General features: G+C 55.7%; 19 protein-coding genes. All 19 read left to right on the forward strand.

All coding sequences use genetic code 11. The annotated features are described in order from the left end of the window. The first annotated feature begins 1 nt into the window (after position 1). Complete coding sequence (gene ilvN / locus BY447_RS13880) at positions 2–493, forward strand: acetolactate synthase small subunit (protein ID WP_010253849.1); 492 nt, start codon at positions 2–4, stop codon at positions 491–493. Between the two features lie 196 nt (positions 494–689). After that, the gene (gene cra, locus BY447_RS13885) at positions 690–1700 is read left to right on the forward strand and encodes a catabolite repressor/activator (RefSeq protein WP_013356758.1); all 1011 of its coding nucleotides are present in this window, start codon (positions 690–692) and stop codon (positions 1698–1700) included. Positions 1701–2194: 494 nt separating this feature from the next. Continuing rightward, complete coding sequence (gene mraZ / locus BY447_RS13890; RefSeq protein WP_009092149.1) at positions 2195–2653, forward strand: division/cell wall cluster transcriptional repressor MraZ; 459 nt, start codon at positions 2195–2197, stop codon at positions 2651–2653. A gap of 2 nt (positions 2654–2655) precedes the next feature. Then, positions 2656–3597, forward strand: a complete 942-nt coding sequence (gene rsmH / locus BY447_RS13895) for a 16S rRNA (cytosine(1402)-N(4))-methyltransferase RsmH (RefSeq protein ID WP_013356759.1) — start codon at positions 2656–2658, stop codon at positions 3595–3597. Then, on the forward strand, positions 3594–3914 hold the full coding sequence (ftsL, locus tag BY447_RS13900) for a cell division protein FtsL (protein ID WP_003854764.1): 321 nt from the start codon (positions 3594–3596) through the stop codon (positions 3912–3914). Before rsmH ends, ftsL begins: the two co-directional genes overlap by 4 nt. Before the next feature lie 16 nt (positions 3915–3930). After that, a complete protein-coding gene (locus tag BY447_RS13905) occupies positions 3931–5700 on the forward strand; it encodes a peptidoglycan glycosyltransferase FtsI (RefSeq protein ID WP_013356760.1) in 1770 nt (589 codons plus the stop codon). Then, positions 5687–7174: a UDP-N-acetylmuramoyl-L-alanyl-D-glutamate--2,6-diaminopimelate ligase gene (gene murE, locus BY447_RS13910; protein WP_110331354.1), complete on the forward strand. Its 1488-nt coding sequence runs from the start codon at positions 5687–5689 to the stop codon at positions 7172–7174. The genes BY447_RS13905 and murE overlap by 14 nt, the downstream gene beginning before the upstream one ends. Then, on the forward strand, positions 7171–8529 hold the full coding sequence (murF, locus tag BY447_RS13915) for a UDP-N-acetylmuramoyl-tripeptide--D-alanyl-D-alanine ligase (RefSeq protein WP_110331355.1): 1359 nt from the start codon (positions 7171–7173) through the stop codon (positions 8527–8529). Before murE ends, murF begins: the two co-directional genes overlap by 4 nt. Continuing rightward, positions 8523–9605, forward strand: coding sequence for a phospho-N-acetylmuramoyl-pentapeptide-transferase (gene mraY / locus BY447_RS13920; protein ID WP_013356763.1), 1083 nt, complete (start codon positions 8523–8525; stop codon positions 9603–9605). Before murF ends, mraY begins: the two co-directional genes overlap by 7 nt. 2 nt (positions 9606–9607) lie before the next feature. Next, complete coding sequence (murD, locus tag BY447_RS13925; protein WP_033781860.1) at positions 9608–10924, forward strand: UDP-N-acetylmuramoyl-L-alanine--D-glutamate ligase; 1317 nt, start codon at positions 9608–9610, stop codon at positions 10922–10924. After that, complete coding sequence (gene ftsW, locus BY447_RS13930; RefSeq protein WP_003854750.1) at positions 10924–12138, forward strand: cell division protein FtsW; 1215 nt, start codon at positions 10924–10926, stop codon at positions 12136–12138. The genes murD and ftsW overlap by 1 nt, the downstream gene beginning before the upstream one ends. Beyond that, a complete protein-coding gene (murG, locus tag BY447_RS13935) occupies positions 12135–13193 on the forward strand; it encodes an undecaprenyldiphospho-muramoylpentapeptide beta-N-acetylglucosaminyltransferase (RefSeq protein WP_095706202.1) in 1059 nt (352 codons plus the stop codon). The genes ftsW and murG overlap by 4 nt, the downstream gene beginning before the upstream one ends. Positions 13194–13263: 70 nt before the next feature. Further along, entirely contained in the window at positions 13264–14742 is a 1479-nt protein-coding gene (gene murC, locus BY447_RS13940; RefSeq protein ID WP_110331356.1) for a UDP-N-acetylmuramate--L-alanine ligase, read from the forward strand. Then, positions 14732–15652, forward strand: a complete 921-nt coding sequence (locus tag BY447_RS13945) for a D-alanine--D-alanine ligase (protein WP_110331357.1) — start codon at positions 14732–14734, stop codon at positions 15650–15652. The genes murC and BY447_RS13945 overlap by 11 nt, the downstream gene beginning before the upstream one ends. A 1-nt stretch (position 15653) precedes the next feature. Next, entirely contained in the window at positions 15654–16493 is an 840-nt protein-coding gene (ftsQ, locus tag BY447_RS13950; RefSeq protein ID WP_110331358.1) for a cell division protein FtsQ, read from the forward strand. Beyond that, positions 16490–17746: a cell division protein FtsA gene (gene ftsA / locus BY447_RS13955; protein WP_010253890.1), complete on the forward strand. Its 1257-nt coding sequence runs from the start codon at positions 16490–16492 to the stop codon at positions 17744–17746. The genes ftsQ and ftsA overlap by 4 nt, the downstream gene beginning before the upstream one ends. Before the next feature lie 71 nt (positions 17747–17817). After that, positions 17818–18972, forward strand: a complete 1155-nt coding sequence (ftsZ, locus tag BY447_RS13960; protein ID WP_003854738.1) for a cell division protein FtsZ — start codon at positions 17818–17820, stop codon at positions 18970–18972. A 101-nt stretch (positions 18973–19073) separates the two neighbouring features. Then, positions 19074–19991: a UDP-3-O-acyl-N-acetylglucosamine deacetylase gene (gene lpxC, locus BY447_RS13965; RefSeq protein WP_110331359.1), complete on the forward strand. Its 918-nt coding sequence runs from the start codon at positions 19074–19076 to the stop codon at positions 19989–19991. 301 nt (positions 19992–20292) lie between these two features. Next, on the forward strand, positions 20293–20799 hold the full coding sequence (gene secM / locus BY447_RS13970) for a secA translation cis-regulator SecM (RefSeq protein ID WP_323859492.1): 507 nt from the start codon (positions 20293–20295) through the stop codon (positions 20797–20799). The last annotated feature ends 48 nt before the right edge of the window (positions 20800–20847 follow it).

Below are 20847 nucleotides of genomic sequence, written 5' to 3' on the forward strand. Positions count from 1 at the left end.
TATGCGTCGCATTTTATCAGTTCTGCTGGAGAACGAATCCGGCGCATTATCCCGTGTCGTCGGTCTGTTTTCGCAGCGCGGCTATAACATTGAAAGCCTGACTGTGGCACCGACCGACGATCCCACGCTGTCGCGGATGACCATTCAGACGGTGGGCGATCAGAAGGTGCTGGAGCAGATTGAAAAGCAGCTGCACAAGCTGGTGGATGTACTGCGCGTTACCGAACTGGGGCAGGGCGCCTATGTTGAACGCGAAATCATGCTGGTGAAGATTCAGGCCAGCGGTTATGGCCGTGAAGAGGTCAAGCGTAACGCCGAGATCTTCCGTGGTCAGATCATTGACGTGACGCCGACGCTGTACACGGTTCAGCTGGCAGGCACCAGTGACAAACTGGACGCCTTCCTGAATACCGTCCGCGATGTTGCCGAAATTGTTGAAGTGGCACGCTCCGGGATCGTGGGCGTTTCACGTGGCGATCGCATCATGCGTTAATTACGCTCCGTCATCATCAATCCTCACCTAACCCGGCGAAATGCCGGGTTTTTTTATTTTTTATGCGCCAGGCGGGTTACATTCAGAAAAGCGGTTGCTCCGCGCACTTTTCTGCTGTTAGATGATAGTCATAAGTTATCCATAGCTTAACTGCGGCTATTTTTGCCGTTAAAGCGGATTTGATGGTGGGGTTATCGTGAAACTGGATGAAATTGCGCGTCTGGCAGGCGTATCGCGCACCACGGCCAGTTATGTGATCAATGGCAAAGCGCGGCAGTATCGTGTCAGCGACAAAACCGTTGAGAAAGTCATGGCGGTGGTACGTGAGCATAATTATCACCCTAATGCGGTGGCTGCCGGGCTACGCGCCGGGCGAACGCGCTCTATTGGGTTAGTGATTCCCGATCTGGAAAATACCAGCTATACCCGTATTGCGAACTATCTGGAGCGCCAGGCGCGTCAGCGCGGCTATCAGCTGCTGATCGCCTGCTCTGAAGACCAGCCTGATAACGAGATGCGCTGCATTGAACATCTGTTACAGCGGCAGGTCGATGCGATTATCGTCTCTACCTCATTACCGCCAGAGCATCCCTTTTATCAGCGCTGGATCAACGATCCCCTGCCGATTATCGCGTTAGACCGCGCGCTGGATCGTGAACATTTTACCAGCGTAGTGGGTGCCGATCAGGATGATGCACAGACGCTGGCCGCTGAACTGCGTCAGCTTGAGGTTAAAAATGTGCTGTTCCTTGGCGCGTTACCTGAGCTCTCAGTAAGTTTCCTGCGGGAGATGGGGTTCCGCGATGCCTGGAAAGACGATCCCCGTCCGATTGACTACATCTACTGCAACAGCTTCGAACGCACAGCCGCTGCCGCGCTGTTTGAAAAATACCTTGAAGATCACCCGATGCCGGAGGCGCTGTTTACCACCTCATTTGGTCTGCTGCAGGGTGTCATGGATGTGACGCTGAAACGTGACGGAAGGCTGCCGACCGAGCTGGCCATTGCCACCTTTGGCGACCACGAATTACTGGACTTTCTTGAGTGTCCGGTACTGGCGGTGGGTCAGCGTCATCGTGACGTGGCAGAGCGTGTACTGGAATTAGTTTTAGCCTCGCTGGATGAACCCAGAAAACCGAAACCGGGTTTAACCCGCATTCGTCGTAATTTATACCGTCGCGGACAATTAAGCAGAAAAGTTAAATGAGTAACGGGCAGTATTATGCTGCCCGCCCATTTTATTTCCGTGATGTACTGATTAAATAAACAGGTCGACGTAAAAAAGCGTAAATTCTGCTCATCAAATCTAACAAAGTCGACAGGCTTATTTTTATTATCTGCTTACAACTTCAACAAACTTCCTGCCCCGTCTCGCCTGAAGCTGCTGTGCTTCCTTTCGGAAATCCCCTAAAATGCCGCCGCTGTCTCAGAAACTACGATAAATATTCAGCGCTTCATGTTGTTTCATTTTTAGTCGTTTTTTTGTGGGTCCTTATTTTTATTCAGGTATTCATTGGCTTAATTTTTACTTTCCCTTTTTATTCGTTTATATCGTCGCCAGAGATTAATTTTGCGCTCTGTAAAGAGTGATATTCAACTACCGCTCCGGCTTGACAAGGATTTCATGGGATCCTTAAACTCGTTTCGTGGTAAAAAGTGGGATAAAGTGGCGTAAATGGGTGACCAGGAGGAGAGACTGGCATGTTCCGCGGAGCAACGTTAGTCAATCTCGACAGCAAAGGGCGGCTCGCCGTACCCACGCGATATCGCGATTTGCTGATTGGGGAATCTCAGGGGCAGATGGTCTGTACCATCGACCTCCACCAGCCATGCCTGTTGCTTTATACCCTGCCCGAATGGGAAATCATTGAAAAAAAGCTGGCACGCCTTTCCAGCATGAATCCACTTGAGCGCCGCGTACAGCGTTTGCTGCTGGGACATGCCAGTGAATGTCAGATGGACAATGCAGGCCGCCTGCTGCTGGCAAATACGCTTCGGCAGCACGCAAAATTAACCAAAGAAGTGATGCTGGTTGGACAGTTCAACAAGTTTGAGCTGTGGGATGAACAGACCTGGTATCAACAAGTCAGGGACGATATTGACGCAGAACAGTCGGCTCAGGAGCCTTTATCTGAGCGGTTGCAGGACTTGTCGCTATAGCTATGCAGGAAAATTTCAAACATACCACCGTACTGTTGGATGAGGCGGTTAACGGCCTCAATATCAGGGAAGACGGTATTTACATCGACGGCACTTTTGGCCGTGGTGGCCATTCACGCCTGATTCTTTCGCAACTGGGAGAGAAGGGAAGGCTGATCGCCATCGATCGCGATCCGCAAGCTATCGCCGCTGCCGCTGAGATCACCGACCCGCGTTTTTCAATTATTCATGGCCCTTTTTCCGCGCTGGCAGAGTATGTCGCTGAACGGGATTTAGTCGGGAAAATTGACGGCATTTTACTCGATCTGGGGGTTTCATCACCGCAACTGGATGACGCCGAACGCGGCTTCTCCTTTATGCGTGACGGACCACTGGATATGCGCATGGACCCTTCGCGCGGTCACTCCGCCGCAGAATGGTTACTGCACGCGGAAGAAGCGGATATCGCCTTCGTCCTGAAGACCTACGGTGAAGAGCGATTCTCTAAACGTATTGCCCGGGCCATTGTCGAGCGCAATCGTGAACAGCCGATGACCCGCACCCGGGAGCTGGCTGAAGTCATCTCTGTCGCCATGCCGGTGAAAGATAAGTTTAAGCATCCGGCTACACGCAGCTTCCAGGCCATTCGTATCTGGATTAACAGCGAACTGGAAGAGATCGATATTGCTCTGAAAGGGGCGGTTGAGGTGCTGGCACCACAGGGGCGCCTCTCTGTTATCAGCTTCCATTCACTGGAAGATCGGCTGGTGAAGCGCTTTATGCGCGATCAGAGTCGCGGGCCACAGGTGCCAGCCGGGATACCGATGACTGAACATCAGCTGCGAGCGCTGGGCGGGCGTGAGCTGAAGCTGCTTGGCAAGATGTCACCGGGTGATGCTGAAGTCTCTGAAAATCCACGTGCGCGCAGTTCGGTATTACGTATCGCGGAGAAAACCGACGCATGATCGGTAATGAGCGCCACAGTCTGCCCGCCGTCATCGGCGGGGATTTGCTGCGAAAAGGCAAGATTCCGGTGCTGTTGCTGATCGCTGTGGTGGTGTCTGCCGTGCTGGTGGTCACCACCACCCATAAAACACGACTGCTGACCGCGCAGCGCGAACAGCTGGTGCTGGAGCGTGATGCGCTGGATATCGAGTGGCGCAACCTGATTCTGGAAGAGAATGCGCTGGGCGACCATAGCCGGGTTGAACGCATCGCCACCGAGAAGCTGCAGCTGCAGCACGTTGATCCTTCACAAGAAAATATCGTGGTGCAGAAATAAGGATTTCAGATAGCGAATGAGCGGCACAGGCAGAACGCTGAAGTTAAAGAAACCGGAAGATAAAGCCAGCTTTGTAAGCTGGCGTTTTGCGTTGCTGTGCGGCTGTATTTTACTGGCGCTGGGTGGCTTGCTGTCGCGTGTGGCCTGGCTGCAGGTCATCAATCCCGGCAAGCTGGTGAAAGAGGGCGATTTGCGCTCGCTGCGTGTTCAGGCAGTGCCGACTTCGCGCGGGATGATCAGCGATCGCGCTGGCCGCCCACTGGCTGTCAGTGTACCGGTTAATGCCATCTGGGCTGATCCAAAAGAGCTGCATGCTGGTGGTGGCGTAACGCTCGACAGCCGCTGGAAAGCGCTGTCCGATGCGCTTTCTATTCCACTTGATCAGCTGGCGGCCCGCGTCAATGCCAACCCTAAAGGCCGCTTTGTCTATCTGGCGCGCCAGGTTAATCCGGCCATCGGTGAATACGTCAAAAAACTCAAACTTCCCGGTATTCATCTGCGCGAAGAATCGCGTCGTTACTATCCTGCCGGGCAGGTCACCTCTCATCTGATTGGCTTTACCAATATCGACGGCCAGGGCATCGAAGGCATTGAAAAGAGCTTTGATAAATGGCTGACCGGTGCGCCGGGCGAGCGGACGGTGCGCAAAGACCGTTATGGTCGCGTCATCGAAGATATCTCCTCTGTGGACAGCCGCGCCGCCCATAACCTGACCCTGAGCATTGATGAACGCTTACAGGCGCTGGTTTACCGTGAACTGAATAACGCCGTTGCTTTTAACAAAGCGGAATCGGGTACGGCGGTGCTGGTGGATGTGAACACCGGTGAAGTGCTGGCGATGGCCAACAGTCCGGCTTACAACCCGAATAATCTCACCAATACGCCAAAAGATCTGATGCGTAACCGCGCGATTACCGACATCTTCGAGCCGGGTTCTACCGTGAAGCCAATGGTGGTGATGACCGCGCTGCAGCGCGGCGTGGTCAGAGAGAACAGCGTACTGAATACCGTGCCGTACCGCGTCAATGGCCATGAGATCAAAGATGTGGCGCGCTACAACGAATTGACCCTGACAGGGGTTTTACAGAAGTCGAGTAACGTCGGTGTTTCACGTCTGGCGTTAGCGATGCCTTCCTCAGCGCTGGTAGAAACTTACGCGCGCTTTGGACTGGGCAAACCGACCAATTTGGGGCTGGTCGGGGAAAGCAGTGGCTTATACCCTAAAAAACAACGGTGGTCTGACATAGAGAGGGCCACCTTCTCTTTCGGCTACGGGCTAATGGTAACGCCGTTACAGTTAGCGCGAGTCTACGCAACGATTGGCAGCTATGGCATTAACCGTCCGCTGTCGATTACCAAAGTGGATCCGCCCGTCGCGGGACAACGCGTTTTCGATGAGTCACTGGTGAAAACTGTGATGCACATGATGGAAAGCGTGGCGCTGCCCGGTGGCGGTGGCGTTAAAGCGGCAATCAAGGGTTATCGCATCGCGATAAAAACCGGTACGGCGAAAAAAGTCGGGCCGGACGGACGCTATGTCAATAAATACATTGCCTATACCGCAGGCGTTGCGCCTGCCAGTCATCCCCGATTCGCGCTGGTGGTGGTGATCAACGATCCCCAGGCTGGCAAGTATTACGGCGGTGCGGTTTCTGCACCGGTGTTTGGTGCCATCATGGGCGGCGTACTGCGTACCATGAACATCGAGCCGGACGCATTACCGACGACCAATGACAGGAATGAGTTGGTGACTAACAGAAGTGAGGAATCAAGTGACAGATCGTAACCTGCGCGACTTACTCGGCCCCTGGGTGCCAGGCGCGCCGGCGCGCCCATTGCGCGACATGACCCTGGATAGCCGCATGGCGGCGTCTGGCGATCTGTTTGTCGCTGTTGCAGGCCATCAGGTTGATGGCCGCCGTTTCATTCCGCAGGCGATTGCGCAGGGCGTCGCCGCCGTGGTGGCTGAAGCTGAAGGTGAAGCGACTGACGGCGAAATCCGTGAAATGCACGGCGTACCGGTTATCTATCTGGCACAGCTGCATCAGCGACTGTCGGCTTTAGCAGGACGTTTTTATCAGCAGCCGGGCGAGAAGCAGACGCTGATTGGCGTCACCGGCACCAACGGTAAAACCACGACTACCCAGCTGCTGGCGCAGTGGGCAACGCTGCTGGGTGAGACCAGCGCGGTGATGGGCACCGTCGGCAACGGGCTGGTGGGACACTTAGTCGCAGCAGAAAATACTACCGGTTCAGCCGTGGACGTTCAGCATATGCTGCACGAGCTCGCTGAAAAAGGGGCGACCCTGACCGCGATGGAAGTCTCCTCACACGGTCTGGTGCAGCATCGCGTTGCGGCGCTGCCGTTTGCTGCGGCGGTCTTCACCAACCTCAGTCGCGATCACCTCGATTACCACGGTGACATGCCGAGCTATGAATCGGCTAAATGGCTGCTGTTTTCTGAGCATCAGGTCGGACAGGCGATTCTTAACGCTGATGATGAAGTCGGCCGTCGCTGGCTGGCGCGCTTACCTGATGCGGTTGCCGTCACCATGGAAGATAACCTTCAATCGGGCTGCCATGGCCGCTGGCTGAAAGCCGATGCGGTGGAGTACCACGACAACGGGGCTCATATCCGTTTCAGCTCCAGCTGGGGCAACGGCGAAATCGACAGCCCGCTGATGGGCGCGTTCAACGTCAGCAATCTGCTGCTGGCGCTGGCGACCCTGCTGTCACTGAATTATCCGCTGGCGACGCTGATAAGCGTTGCACCACGATTACAGCCCGTTAACGGGCGTATGGAAGTATTCAGCGCTGCAGGAAAACCGACGGTCGTGGTGGATTATGCCCACACGCCGGATGCACTGGAAAAAGCGCTGGAAGCGGCACGTCTGCATTGCAAAGGAAAACTCTGGTGCCTGTTTGGCTGCGGCGGCGACCGCGACAAAGGCAAGCGCCCGTTAATGGGGGCGATTGCTGAACAATTTGCGGATGTGGTGGTGATTACCGACGACAATCCGCGCAGCGAAGATCCGCAGGCGATAGTAAAAGACATTCTGACCGGTTTGCTGGATCCGGGCCGCGCCCGCGTGGTATCAGGTCGTGCGCAAGCGGTCACTAACGCCATTATGCAGGCACAGCCTGACGATATCGTGCTGGTGGCGGGCAAAGGCCATGAAGATTATCAGATCATCGGCAACCGTCGTCTCGACTACTCCGATCGTGCCACGGTAGCGGCACTGCTGAGAGGCGCAGCATGATCCCGGTTTCATTAAAGACCCTGGCGGAAATTACCGGCGGCACGCTGCACGGCAGCGATTTCACCCTGAACGATGTGACCACCGATACCCGCAAAGTGACGGCGGGCAGCCTGTTTGTCGCGCTGGTGGGCGAACGCTTCGATGCACACGACTTCGCTGAGGAGGCGATTGCCAGTGGCGCACAGGCGCTGCTGGTGAGTAAGCATTTACCTGTCGCTGTGCCTCAGGTGGTGGTTGAAGATACCCGTATCGCCTTTGGCCGACTGGGTGCCTGGGTTCGTCAGCAGTCGACCGCCCGCTTAGTCGCGCTGACCGGCTCCTCCGGCAAAACTTCGGTCAAAGAGATGACCGCAGCGATTCTGCGTCAGTGTGGCGAAACGCTCTACACCGCAGGCAATCTCAACAACGATTATGGCGTGCCGATGACCCTGCTCCGCCTGACCGCAGAACATCAGTATGCGGTCATCGAGCTGGGTGCTAATCATCAGGGCGAAATCGCTTACACCACTGACCTGGTTAAACCAGAAAGTGCGCTGGTGAATAATCTGGCCGCGGCCCATCTGGAAGGCTTTGGTTCGCTGGCGGGTGTTGCTAAAGCGAAAGGTGAGATCTTTCAGGGCCTGCCGGCTCACGGCATTGCCATTCTCAACGATGAGAGCAACGACTGGCCGAACTGGCAGAGCACGCTGCAGGATAAAACCGTGTGGCGCTTTTCACCGCAGGCGGGCGAGTGTGATTTCTCCGCCCGTGATATCCGCATTGCGCAGGATGGCACCCATTTTGTGATGAACACACCGCGTGGCACGGCTGAGATCGTACTGCCATTGCCGGGTCGTCATAACATTGCTAACGCCCTGGCGGCGGCGGCACTGGCCCTGTCAGTGGATGCGCCGCTTAGCGCCGTTCAGCAGGGACTGAAAAACCTGCAGTCGGTGCCGGGTCGTCTGTTCCCGGTGCGTCTTTCTGCGCATCAGCTGCTGCTGGATGACAGCTACAACGCTAACGTCGGCTCGATGACCGCCGCCGTCCAGGTCCTGTCAGAGATGCCAGGTTACCAGGTGCTGGTCGCGGGTGATATGGCGGAACTGGGTGAAGAGACTGAAAAATGTCACCGCGAAATTGGCGAAGCGGCACGCGAAGCAGGCCTTGACCGCGTACTGACCTGTGGAAAATTCAGCCATTTCATCAGTGAAAGCAGTGGCGTTGGTGAACATTTCAGCGATAAGACGGCGCTGACTGAACGTTTGCGAGAATTGTTGTCCGAACACTCAGAAATTACCGTCCTGATAAAAGGTTCACGTAGTGCCGCCATGGAGCAGGTAGTACAGAGCTTAAAGGAGAAAGGAACATGTTAGTTTGGCTGGCCGAGCATCTGGTCGCTTTTTATTCGGGCTTCAACGTCTTTTCCTATCTGACGTTTCGCGCCATTGTCAGCCTGCTGACCGCGTTATTTATCTCGCTCTGGATGGGGCCGCGCCTCATCGCCTGGCTGCAGAAATTACAGATTGGCCAGGTCGTCCGTAACGACGGTCCGGAATCGCACTTCAGTAAGCGCGGGACGCCTACCATGGGCGGCATCATGATTCTGACCTCCATCACCATTTCGGTGCTGATGTGGGCCTATCCGTCGAACCCCTATGTCTGGTGCGTGCTGTTCGTGCTGGTCGGCTTTGGCATCATCGGCTTTGTCGATGACTACCGCAAAGTGGTGCGTAAAGACACCAAAGGCCTGATCGCCCGCTGGAAATATTTCTGGATGTCGGTGATTTCGCTGGGTGTGGCATTCGGACTTTATGCGGCGGGCAAAGATACCCCTGCGACTCAACTGGTCGTGCCGTTTTTCAAAGACATCATGCCGCAGCTTGGCCTGTTTTATGTGCTGCTGGCCTACTTTGTGATTGTCGGAACGGGTAACGCGGTCAATCTGACCGATGGCCTGGATGGCCTGGCGATTATGCCAACCGTCTTTGTCGCTGCGGGCTTCGCGCTGGTTGCCTGGGCAACCGGTAACGTGAAGTTTGCTGAATACCTTCATATTCCCTATCTGCGTCACGCCGGTGAGCTGGTGATTGTCTGTACCGCCATCGTCGGGGCAGGGCTGGGCTTCCTGTGGTTCAACACCTATCCGGCTCAGGTCTTTATGGGTGACGTCGGCTCGCTGGCTTTAGGCGGCGCGCTGGGCACCATCGCGGTGTTACTGCGTCAGGAATTTTTACTGGTGATCATGGGCGGCGTATTTGTGGTTGAAACGCTGTCGGTGATCCTGCAGGTGGGATCGTTCAAGTTGCGCGGCCAGCGTATTTTCCGCATGGCGCCTATCCATCACCACTATGAACTCAAGGGCTGGCCGGAACCGCGCGTCATCGTGCGCTTCTGGATTATTTCGCTAATGCTGGTGCTGATTGGCCTGGCCACGCTGAAGGTGCGTTAATCATGGCTGACTATCGGGGTAGAAAAGTCGTCATCATCGGACTGGGCCTTACCGGGCTCTCCTGTGTTGATTTCTTTTTAGCGCAGGGCGTTACGCCTCGCGTGATGGACACCCGTGTCTCGCCGCCGGGGCTGGATAAATTGCCCGGGCAGGTTGAACGCCATCTGGGCGGCATTAACGGTGACTGGCTACTGGCGGCAGATCTGATTGTTGCCAGCCCTGGCGTCGCGCTGGCGCATCCGATTCTCAGCGAAGCGGTAGAAGCCGGAATTGAAATCGTCGGTGACATTGAGCTGTTCTGCCGCGAGGCGCAGGCTCCCATCGTGGCAATTACCGGTTCTAACGGCAAAAGCACCGTGACCACGCTGGTAGGTGAGATGGCGAAAGCCGCAGGCTGGCAGGTGGGCGTCGGTGGCAATATTGGTCTGCCCGCGCTGAGTCTGCTGCAATCACCGGCCCAACTTTATGTACTGGAACTCTCCAGTTTCCAGCTTGAGACCACCCACAGTCTGAAAGCGGCTGCGGCAACCGTGCTTAACGTCACCGAAGATCACATGGACCGCTATCCGCTGGGTATGCAGCAGTATCGTGCTGCCAAGCTGCGGGTCTATGAGAATGCGCAGATCTGCATCGTTAACGCTGATGATGCGCTGACGATGCCGGTACGTGGTGCGGATAAGCGCTGTGTCAGCTTTGGTGTCGATTTCGGTGACTACCACCTTAACAAGCAGCAGGGCAGTATCTGGCTGCGGGTGAAAGGTGAGAAAGTCCTGAACACCGCTGAAATGAAGATGGTGGGACAGCATAACTACACCAACGCGCTGGCTGCGCTGGCGCTGGCCGATGCGGTCGGTCTGCCACGCGCCTCCAGCCTGGCGGCTTTAACACAATTTAACGGTCTGGCGCATCGCTTCCAACTGGTCCATGAAAACCAGGGCGTGCGCTGGATTAATGACTCCAAAGCGACCAACGTCGGCAGCACCGAAGCGGCGCTGAACGGCCTGCAGGTTCAGGGAACGCTGTGGCTGCTGATGGGCGGTGATGGTAAGTCAGCCGATTTTACACCGCTGATCCCGTGGCTTCAGGGCGATAACGTGCGCCTTTACTGCTTTGGCCGTGACGGCGATGCGCTGGCCGCGCTGCGTCCTGACATCGCTGTGCGCACGGAAACGATGCGACAGGCAATGGAGCAGATCGCGCCACAGGTTAAAGCAGGCGATATGGTTCTGCTGTCGCCGGCCTGCGCCAGCCTTGACCAGTTCCGTAACTTTGAGCAGCGCGGTGAGCAGTTCGCGCAACTGGCGAAGGAGCTGAGCTGATGCGTATTCCTGGTGCCGGACTGGCGGGTTACTTCTCAGGACGCCTGAAAGACTGGGTGATGGGCGCACGCGAAAGTGATGATTCATCGCTGGTGCTCTATGACCGCACACTGTTATGGCTGACGCTGGGCCTGGCGGTAATTGGTTTTGTGATGGTGACGTCGGCGTCTATGCCGGTAGGTCAGCGTCTGAATGACGATCTCTTTTACTTCGCCAAACGTGATGCGTTCTACATCGTGCTGGCTTTGGGTATGGCGCTGGTCACGCTGCGGGTGCCGATGGATTTCTGGCAGCGCTACAGCAACGTTATGCTGATGGTCACGGTGGCGATGCTGCTGATTGTTCTGGTGGTCGGCAGCTCGGTTAACGGTGCCTCGCGCTGGATCGCGCTGGGTCCGCTGCGTATCCAGCCTGCAGAGCTGTCGAAGCTTTCCCTGTTCTGCTATCTGGCCAGCTACCTGGTGCGCAAAGTGGAAGAGGTGCGAAACAACTTCTGGGGCTTCTGTAAGCCAATGGGCGTGATGGTCGTGCTGGCGGTGTTACTGCTGGCGCAGCCGGACCTGGGTACGGTGGTAGTGCTGTTTGTTACCACGCTGGCGATGCTGTTCCTGGCCGGTGCCAAGCTGTGGCAGTTCATGGCCATCATCGGCTCCGGCATTTTTGCGGTGATCCTGCTGATCATTGCAGAACCTTATCGTATGCGCCGTGTGACCTCGTTCTGGAACCCGTGGGAAGATCCGTTTGGTAGTGGTTACCAGCTGACACAATCTCTGATGGCATTTGGTCGCGGAGAATTCTGGGGGCAGGGACTCGGTAACTCGGTGCAAAAGCTGGAATATCTGCCGGAAGCGCATACCGACTTTATTTTCGCCATCATCGGGGAAGAACTCGGCTATGTCGGTGTGGTACTGGCACTTTTAATGGTATTCTTCGTCGCTTTTCGTGCGATGTCGATTGGCCGTCGTGCTCTGGAACTGGATCAGCGTTTTTCCGGCTTTTTAGCCTGTTCAATCGGTGTCTGGTTCAGCTTCCAGGCGCTGGTTAACGTCGGGGCTGCCGCCGGTATGTTACCGACCAAAGGCCTGACCTTACCGCTGATCAGTTATGGTGGGTCGAGTCTGATCATTATGTCGACCGCCATCGTCTTTTTATTACGCATAGATTATGAAACGCGCCTGGCGAAAGCGCAGGCGTTTACCCGAGGTGGTCGATGAGCGGTAAGCGATTGATGGTGATGGCAGGCGGAACCGGCGGACATGTCTTTCCCGGTCTGGCTGTCGCCCATCATCTGATGGAACAGGGCTGGCAGGTTCGCTGGTTAGGCACAGCCGACCGTATGGAAGCCGATCTGGTGCCAAAGCACGGCATCGACATCGACTTCATCCGTATCAGCGGATTACGCGGGAAAGGCATGAAAGCACTGCTGCTGGCACCGCTGCGTATCTTCAATGCCTGGCGCCAGGCGCGTCGCCTTATGAAAGCCTGGCAGCCGGATGTTGTGCTGGGCATGGGCGGCTACGTTTCAGGACCAGGCGGCTTAGCGGCCTGGAGCTGCGGGATTCCGGTGGTGCTGCATGAGCAGAACGGGATCGCCGGGCTGACTAACAAATGGCTGGCGAAAATCGCTACCAAAGTACTGCAGGCGTTTCCGGGCGCGTTTCCCGCCGCCGATGTGGTGGGGAATCCGGTTCGTACCGATGTTCTGGCTCTGCCTTTACCCGCGCAACGTCTGGCGGATCGTCATGGCCCGATTCGGGTGCTGGTGATTGGGGGCAGTCAGGGGGCGCGGATTCTGAACCAGACGCTGCCGCAGGTTGCGGCGCTGGTGGGTGATGAGATCACCCTGTGGCATCAGACCGGTAAAGGGGCACAGCCCGAAACAGAGAAAGCCTATCAGCAGGTGGGACAGACGCAGCATAAGGTCACTGAGTTTATTGATGACATGGCTGCCGCCTACGCCTGGGCTGATGTGGTGGTATGTCGCTCCGGCGCATTAACCGTGAGCGAAGTCGCTGCCGCTGGTTTACCGGCGATTTTCGTGCCGTTTCAGCACAAAGATCGCCAGCAGTACTGGAACGCGCTGCCGCTGGAGAAAGCGGGCGCCGCCAGAATTTTTGAGCAGCCGCAATTTACTGCGGAGGCTGTAGCGGATTTGCTACGCCACTGGGACCGCGCAACACTGCTGACGATGGCTGAGCAGGCCCGTCAGGTGGCGATTCCCGATGCGACTGGACGGGTCGCTCAGGAAGTGGCTCGCGCCGCAAAGTAATCATTCCGGTCAGCGTGTCTGACCTGTACCCGAAGTGGGTACAAACTGAAATAGCAGGTAACTGAGAGCGATGAATACACAACAATTGGCAAAACTGCGTTCTATCGTGCCCGAGATGCGTCGCGTCCGGCACATCCACTTTGTCGGCATCGGTGGTGCTGGCATGGGCGGTATTGCCGAAGTGTTAGCAAATGAAGGCTACCATATCAGCGGTTCAGATCTGGCCCCTAACCCGGTGACGCAGAACCTGAACGCCCTGGGCGCCACCATTTATTTTAACCATCGCCCCGAAAACGTGACCGATGCGAGCGTCGTTGTGGTCTCCAGCGCCGTATCGCAGGATAACCCGGAACTGGTAGCGGCTCGTGAACAGCGTATCCCGGTCATCCGTCGCGCGGAGATGCTGGCTGAACTGATGCGTTTCCGTCACGGCATCGCCGTTGCGGGTACGCATGGCAAAACGACCACCACGGCGATGGTGTCGAGTATTTATGCGGAGGCCGGTCTTGATCCGACTTTCGTTAACGGCGGCTTGGTTAAAGCAGCAGGTACCCATGCTCGTCTGGGTCACAGCCGCTATCTGATTGCCGAAGCGGATGAGAGCGATGCGTCGTTCCTGCATCTGCAGCCGATGGTGGCCATTGTGACCAACATCGAAGCTGACCATATGGACACCTATCAGGGCGATTTTGAGAACCTGAAGCAGACGTTTATTAACTTCCTGCACAACCTGCCGTTTTACGGTCGTGCGGTGATGTGTGTGGATGATGTGGTTATCCGTGACCTGATCCCGCGCGTGGGCCGTCATATCACCACGTATGGTTTCAGTGATGATGCGGATCTGCGCATTGAAAACTACGAGCAGAGTGGCGCGCAGGGGCATTTTACCCTGATTCGTCAGGACAAAGCGCCGCTGCAGATTACGCTAAATGCGCCGGGTCGCCACAACGCCCTGAACGCGGCAGCCGCGGTCGCCGTCGCCAGTGAAGAGGGCATTGAAGACAATGCCATCCTGGCTGCGCTGGAGAGTTTCCAGGGCACGGGCCGTCGCTTTGATCTGCTGGGTGAATTCCCGACAGAGCCGGTGAACGGTCAGCCGGGCACTGCGATGCTGGTGGATGATTACGGTCATCACCCAACCGAAGTGGACGCGACGATTAAAGCCGCGCGCGCAGGCTGGCCAGATAAAAAACTGGTGATGGTGTTTCAGCCGCACCGTTACAGCCGTACCCGCGATTTGTTTGATGATTTCGCCAACGTGCTGTCGCATGTCGATGTGTTACTGATGCTGGATGTGTACTCCGCCGGTGAAACCGCGATTCCGGGTGCCGACAGCCGTTCGCTGTGCCGTGCCATTCGTAACCGGGGCAAGGTCGATCCGATTCTGGTGCCGGAACATGACGCGCTGCCGGAAATGCTGGCACCACTGCTGTCAGGCAATGACCTGATTCTGGTGCAGGGTGCCGGTAACGTCGGCAAGGTTGCCCGCAAGCTGGCGGAGACTAAGCTCCAGCCGGAACGCAAAGCGGAGGATCGTCATGGCGGATAAAGTTGCCGTATTAATGGGCGGCACCTCAGCAGAGCGTGAGGTTTCACTGAACTCGGGTCAGGCCGTCGTCGCCGGACTGCGGGAAATGGGCATTGATGCGCATGGCGTCGATACCCGTGATGTGTCGGTGCTGACGCTGAAAGAGCAGGGCTTTACCAAAGCCTTTATCGCGCTGCATGGCCGGGGTGGAGAAGATGGCACGATGCAGGCGATGCTGGAGTTCCTGCAACTGCCTTACACCGGCAGCGGCGTGATGGCATCGGCTGTGACCATGGATAAGCTGCGCACCAAACTGCTGTGGCAGGGTCGCGGATTACCGTCAGGAAAGTTTGTCTGGCTGACGCGTCAGCAGTTTGATGCCGGGCTGGATGCAGAGAGCAACGCAGCAATTGCGGCGCTGGGTCTGCCACTGTTTGTTAAGCCAGCCTGTGAAGGCTCGAGCGTGGGTATCAGCCGGGTTAACGATCTGAACGCGCTGCCTGCCGCACTGGACATGGCGTTTAAGCACGACGATGACGTACTGGTCGAGGCGTTTCTCAGCGGCGCGGAGTATACCGTCGCGATTGTGGGCGATCGTATTCTGCCCTCAATTGAAATAAAGAGCGCCAGTGAGTTCTATGACTATGAAGCTAAATACATTTCTGACGATACTCAGTACGTCTGTCCGGCCGATTTAAGCGCTGAACGTGAAGCTGAATTACAGCAGCTGGTGCTGGCGGCCTGGCGTGCACTGGGCTGTCGTGGCTGGGGACGGGTTGATGTGATGACGGATGGGGAAGGGCGCTTTCAGTTGCTGGAAGCCAATACCTCTCCGGGCATGACCAGCCACAGTCTGGTTCCTATGGCTGCGAAACAGGCGGGCATGAGTTTCCCGCAGCTGGTTGCCCATATTCTGGAGCTGGCCGACTGATATGTCACAGGCGGCGATGAGAGTTCGAAACCGTGAACCGCAGGAGCGTATTCGCACCGGGCGCAGTAACGGAGCCCGACTGTTCGGCATTGTTTTTCTGCTGATGGTTATCGGGATTATGGTTGCCGGCGGGCTGGTAGTGCTGAAGTGGATGAACGATGCGTCCCGGCTGCCGCTGTCAAAACTGGTGGTGACAGGACAGACGCACTACACCACCCACGACGATATCCGCCAGGCGATTCTATCGCTGGGTCCGCCTGGCACGTTTATGTCTCAGAATGTGGATATCCTGCAGCAGCAGATTGAGCGGCTGCCGTGGATAAAGCAGGTCAGCGTGCGTAAGCAGTGGCCGGACGAACTGAAAATCCATCTGGTGGAGTATACGCCGGTGGCGCGCTGGAACGATTTGCATATGGTGGATGCTGAAGGTGTCTCCTTCAGCGTACCCGCCAGTCATGCCGGCAAAGAAACAATGCCGATGTTGTATGGGCCAGAAGGGAGTGAGAAAGAGGTCCTGGCGGGCTATCACAGCATGGATGATGTGCTGAAAGCCCGGAAGTTTACCCTGAAGGTGGCGTCGATGACGGCCCGTCGTTCATGGCAGCTGGTCACCAGCGATGATGTACGTATCGAACTGGGCCGCAGCGACACCATGAAACGACTGAATCGCTTTATTGAGCTCTACCCGGTGCTGCAACAGCAAGGTCAGAACGAGAGCAAACGTATCAGCTACGTGGATTTGCGATACGACTCTGGCGCTTCTGTTGGCTGGACACCGGTCGTGATGGAGCCACAGGACAGTAATCAGCAACAGAACCAGGCACAGGCTAAACAACAATGATCAAGGCAACGGACAGAAAACTGGTAGTTGGACTCGAAATCGGCACTGCAAAGGTTGCCGCCCTGGTTGGGGAAGTTCTGCCCGATGGTATGGTCAACATTATTGGGGTGGGCAGCTGCCCTTCCCGCGGTATGGATAAAGGTGGCGTAAACGACCTTGAGTCGGTGGTGAAATGCGTTCAGCGCGCCATCGATCAGGCTGAGCTGATGGCAGATTGCCAGATCTCCTCCGTCTACCTTGCTTTATCGGGCAAACATATCAGTTGTCAGAACGAAATCGGGATGGTTCCGATTTCGGAAGAGGAAGTGACTCAGGATGATGTAGAGAACGTTGTACATACCGCCAAATCGGTGAGAGTACGTGACGAGCACCGCATCCTGCATGTAATTCCTCAGGAATACGCAATCGATTATCAGGAAGGGATTAAGAATCCGGTCGGGCTGTCCGGCGTGCGCATGCAGGCAAAAGTACACCTGATCACCTGCCACAACGATATGGCGAAGAACATCGTTAAAGCCGTTGAGCGTTGCGGACTGAAAGTGGATCAGCTGATTTTTGCCGGCCTCGCCTCCAGTTTTGCGGTTCTGACTGAAGACGAACGTGAGCTGGGCGTCTGTGTTGTCGATATTGGTGGCGGTACAATGGACATAGCCGTATATACCGGCGGCGCTTTACGGCACACTAAGGTGATTCCGTATGCAGGCAACGTCGTCACCAGCGATATCGCCTATGCGTTTGGTACACCACCAACGGATGCTGAAGCGATTAAAGTGCGCCATGGCTGTGCGCTGGGCTCGATTGTCGGCAAAGATGAGAACGTTGAAGTGCCGAGCGTAGGAGGACGTCCACCGCGCAGCCTGCAACGTCAGACGCTGGCGGAAGTGATTGAGCCGCGTTATACCGAACTTTTGAATCTGGTCAATGACGAGATTCTGCAGTTACAGGAACAACTGCGTCAGCAGGGCGTGAAGCATCATCTGGCCGCAGGCATTGTCCTGACCGGTGGTGCAGCGCAAATCGAAGGACTGGCGGCCTGTGCGCAACGCGTATTCCATACGCAGGTGCGTATCGGACAGCCGCTGAATATTACCGGCCTGACTGACTATGCGCAGGAATCGTACTACTCCACCGCCGTGGGACTGTTGCATTACGGCAAAGAGTCGCACATGAACGGTGATGCAGAGACCGAAAAACGGGTTTCAGTAGGTAACTGGTTCAAGCGTATTAACAGTTGGTTAAAAAAAGAGTTTTAATTTTTGTGAAAGGGGATCATGCTGTTTTCTTTAATGATCTCCAGGCGACAGGCACATAACGGAGAGAAATCATGTTTGAACCTATGGAATTAACCAACGACGCGGTGATTAAAGTCATCGGCGTCGGTGGCGGCGGCGGTAACGCCGTAGAGCACATGGTACGCGAACGTATCGAAGGTGTAGAATTCTTTGCTGTGAATACCGACGCGCAAGCGCTGCGTAAAACAGCGGTCGGCCAGACCATCCAGATCGGTAATAACATTACCAAAGGTCTGGGTGCGGGTGCGAACCCGGAAGTGGGCCGTAACTCTGCAGAAGAAGATCGCGAAGCACTGCGGGCTGCGCTGGAAGGGGCAGACATGGTCTTCATCGCAGCAGGCATGGGCGGCGGTACCGGTACCGGTGCAGCACCTGTGGTTGCTGAAGTGGCCAAGGATCTCGGTATCCTGACGGTGGCGGTTGTCACCAAGCCATTCAACTTCGAAGGCAAAAAACGCATGGCGTTTGCCGAGCAGGGGATCGCTGAACTCTCCAAGCATGTCGATTCACTGATTACCATTCCAAACGACAAGCTGCTGAAAGTGCTGGGTCGTGGCATTTCCCTGCTGGATGCGTTTGGTGCGGCCAATGACGTGCTGAAAGGCGCAGTCCAGGGTATCGCCGAACTGATCACTCGTCCGGGCCTGATGAACGTCGACTTTGCTGACGTGCGTACCGTGATGTCCGAAATGGGCTATGCAATGATGGGTTCAGGCGTGGCGTGCGGTGAAGATCGTGCGGAAGAAGCGGCTGAAATGGCGATCTCCAGCCCACTGCTGGAAGATATCGACCTGTCTGGCGCCCGTGGCGTGCTGGTCAACATTACTGCGGGCTTCGACCTGCGTCTGGATGAGTTCGAAACCGTGGGTAACACTATCCGTGCCTTCGCCTCTGACAACGCGACCGTGGTAATCGGTACGTCGCTGGATCCGGAAATGAACGACGAACTGCGCGTCACTGTCGTGGCAACCGGTATTGGCATGGACAAGCGTCCAGAAATCACGCTGGTCACCAACAAGCCAGCCAGCCAGCCAGTGATGGATCATCGCTATCAGCAGCACGGTATGTCACCACTGCCGCAGGAGCAGAAGCCTGCTGCCAAAGTCGTTAACGACCAGGCTGCGCAGTCGAATAAAGAGCCAGACTATCTTGATATTCCGGCCTTTTTACGTAAGCAGGCCGACTAGGATTAACCCTATAATTGGGATTCTCCGCTCTTTGTGCTAAAGTGTCTGTCCGCTGGTAAAGTATACTAGCGGTCGGAAAGGTGATACTGCGAGATAATGCGATGATCAAACAAAGGACATTAAAACGTATTGTTCAGGCGACTGGCGTCGGTTTACATACCGGCAAAAAAGTCACACTGACATTACGCCCTGCGTCGGCTAACACCGGGGTCATCTATCGTCGCACCGACTTGAATCCACCGGTAGATTTTCCGGCTGATGCAAAATACGTGCGCGACACCATGCTGAGTACCTGCCTGGTGAATGATGAAGGCGTGCGTATTTCAACGGTTGAACACCTTAATGCCGCCCTGGCGGGTCTGGGTATCGACAACATTATTGTTGAAGTCAATGCGCCAGAAATCCCGATCATGGATGGCAGCGCAGCACCGTTTATCTATCTGCTGATGGATGCGGGTATCGAGCAGCTCAACAGCGCGAAGAAATTTGTGCGTGTTAAGCAGACCGTGCGTGTGGAAGAGGGTGACAAATGGGCAGAGATCAAACCGTACAACGGTTTCTCGCTCGATTTCACCATTGACTTCAAACACCCGGCTATCGATTCCAGCTCACAGCGCTATGCGATGAACTTCTCTGCTGACGCCTTTGTTCGTCAAATCAGCCGGGCGCGTACATTTGGCTTTATGCGTGAAATCGAATATCTGCAGTCTAAAGGCCTGTGCCTGGGCGGTAGCTTAGATTGTGCGATAGGTCTGGATGATTTCCGCGTACTGAATGAAGAAGGTCTGCGTTTTGAAGACGAGTTTGTCCGTCACAAAATGCTGGACGCGATTGGCGACTTGTTTATGTGTGGTCACAACATCATTGGCGCATTCACTGCGTTCAAATCGGGCCACGCGCTGAACAACAAGCTGTTGCAGGCGGTTCTGGCTAAGCAGGAAGCCTGGGAATGGGCAACCTTCGAAGACGAAGCTGAACTGCCAGTGGCATTCAAAGCACCGAATCTGGTTCTGGCTTAACTACCCCAGAACGTGAAACGGCTGGTTATGCTGACACCCTCTCCGGTCAGCGGCACCAGCCGTTTTTTTATTGCCTTCCGTAACGCACCTGATGACTGCGACCTTGCTCGCAAAGCGTTGTCTGTTCTGCTGAATTGCTGAACAATCACACGCGTTTTCTCACGCCGCCTCTTTAATCCCAGGTGTGGATGCCCCACATTAATGTTACTATCTGTGGCGCTTTTACAGGCCGAAATCCGTTGCGGCTCGCGGCGGGTACACGAAATCAAGAGCGCAACAGAGCATGCGCGATGGAAAGGTTGTGATCGGGATTCTTCTGCGCTGGCGACAATTAGGTAGACGCTACTTCTGGCCCCATCTCCTGTTAGGGATGGTAGCGGCCAGCTTTGGCCTGCCAGCCTGTGCGCAAAGCTCCGAACTCAACGCCTCGTCTGAATCGCCGGCAAGTAGTCTCTTTCTTGGCAATGCTACCCGGTTTGATCATTTAATCCGGCTTCAGGAAGCATCCCGACGTCCAAGCTTCAGCGTGGATTACTGGCATCAGCACGCCATCCGCACCGTTATTCGTCACCTCTCTTTCACGCTGGCACCTCAGGTGCAGGCGGAGCAACAGCAGTTACCGCTGGCGGCACAAAAGCTGGCGCTGATCGACTCACTGCATAATTTACTGACATCGCATTCTGCGCTGCACACTGCACCGCAGCAGATATCTGTACCGCCTCTTTTCACGGCCACTACCCGCTCATGGGTAGAATGGCATGCCAGCGTGCATGGCATTCGCGCCGGACCCGCCCGATTGTTCTGCTAATATTTTTGGTTTTATTCACGCTGTTTAGATTTTGCAGTCCGGAATGCG

Source organism: Pantoea sp. JKS000250, assembly GCF_003201065.1.
In the GTDB taxonomy this organism is placed as follows: Bacteria; Pseudomonadota; Gammaproteobacteria; order Enterobacterales; family Enterobacteriaceae; genus Pantoea; species Pantoea vagans.